This is a genomic window from Halorubrum sp. AJ67 (assembly GCF_000513435.1).
The window spans coordinates 95,252-97,039 of record NZ_CBVY010000008.1 but is presented as its reverse complement, the minus strand read 5'-3'; the positions used below and the strand labels follow the sequence as shown (position 1 = coordinate 97,039).

The window sequence follows — 1,788 nt, the reverse complement described above, 5'->3', positions numbered from 1 at the left end:
GCTCGCGGTCCATCGAACAGCAGCTCGCGGACGACTACATCGAGCGCCGGAAGGACTACGAGCTGGAGGTCTCCGACGGCTACGTCGTCGGGCGCGTCAACGGGCTCGCCGTCATGGGCGAAGACTCCGGGATCATGCTCCCGGTGATGGCCGAGGTGACGCCGACCCAAGGCGGCGGTCAGGTGATCGCCACCGGCCAGCTCAAGGAGATGGCCGAGGAGTCGGTCCAGAACGTCTCGGCGATCATCAAGAAGTTCTCCGACGAGAACATCTCGGAGAAGGACATCCACATCCAGTTCATCCAGACGGGCCAGCAGGGCGTCGACGGTGACTCCGCGTCCATCACGGTCGCGACCGCCGTCATCAGCGCCTTAGAGAACGTCGGCGTCGACCAGAGCCTCGCGATGACCGGATCGCTTTCGGTCCGCGGCGACGTGCTCCCGGTCGGCGGAGTGACCCACAAGATCGAGGCGGCCGCGAAGGCCGGCTGTACCCGGGTGATCATCCCCGCGGCCAACGAGCAGGACGTGATGATCGAAGACGAGTACGAGGAGATGATAGAGATCATCCCCGTCTCGCACATCAGCGAGGTCCTCGACATCGCCCTCGAAGGCGAGACCGAGAAGGACTCGCTCGTCTCGCGGCTGAAGTCGATCACGGGATCGACGCTGAAGGACGGCAACGTCTCCAGCCCGTCCAGTCCGAGCCCGCAGTAGACGGTCTCGCGCCCGCTTTTTGCGGTCTTATTTCGCTACCGCTCCGCGAGCCACCGCACTCGCATCCATTCCGCGTCCCGACTCGACCGCTCGTTCGGCGGCAACGCCCCGGCCTCTTTTTACCCCGGGAGCGTCTACGGCGGACGATGAGCGGGAAACCGACCGTCGGCGAGTACATGACGCGCGAGGTGGAGACGGTCAGTCCGGACGAGACGGTGGCCGAGGTCGCGCGTCGCATGGCCGACAGCGACGGCCACAACGGGTTCCCCGTCACGCAGGGCCGCACCGTGGAAGGGTTCGTCTCGGCCGGGGACCTGCTGCTCGCGGACGACGACGCGCCCGTGTTCACCGTGATGACGGAGGACCTGATCGTCGCGCACCCCGACATGAAGGTGACCGACGCCGCCCGCGTGATCTTACGCTCCGGCATCCAGCGGCTCCCCGTCGTCGACGACGCCGACAACCTCGTCGGGATCATCTCGAACACGGACGTGGTGCGCTCGCAGATCGAGCGCGCGACGCCCGGGAAGGTCGGGAAGCTGATGCGGACCCTCTCGCAGATCCACGGCGTCGAGCTCGACGAGGAGCGGCGCGAGGTCGACATCGCGGCCCTGACGCCGACGCAGGCCCGCGTGTATGCCGACGAACTGGAGGGCCGGCAGTACGAACTGGAGAACGGGCTCGCCGAGCCGCTCGTCGTCATCGACAACGGCGGCACGCTCTACCTGGCCGACGGGCACCACCGGGCCATGGCCGCCCGGGAGGCCGGCATCGAGGCGATGGACGCGTACGTGATCATCCCGCGGACCACCGTCGACCTCGGGATGGCGAAGACCGCCGAGAAGGAGGGCCTCCGCGTCGTCGACGACATCGAGATCGTCGACTACGCCAGACACCCGCTCGTGGAGACGACGAAGCGGCTCCAGTGACGGGAGTCGGGGATTTCCCCGCCCACACCAATCCGTGGTTTTCGCAGACACTATTTTTATGAATCGACAAGAGAGGGTCGGTATGGGATCTCGAATCCGAACGGCGTTGAGCAGGGCGAAGTACGCGGCCGTCGGCGCGGCGG

Annotated in this window: 2 protein-coding genes; both read left to right on the top strand. The window is 66.6% G+C overall.

Translation table 11 applies throughout. The annotated features are described in order from the left end of the window. Window positions 1-716 (top strand): S16 family serine protease (locus BN903_RS08695; protein ID WP_048077369.1); only part of this gene is annotated, 716 nt, incomplete at its 5' end. Window positions 717-862: 146 nt separating this feature from the next. Beyond that, window positions 863-1,645: a CBS domain-containing protein gene (locus BN903_RS08690; protein ID WP_048077368.1), complete on the top strand. Its 783-nt coding sequence runs from the start codon at window positions 863-865 to the stop codon at window positions 1,643-1,645. Window positions 1,646-1,788 lie beyond the last annotated feature (143 nt).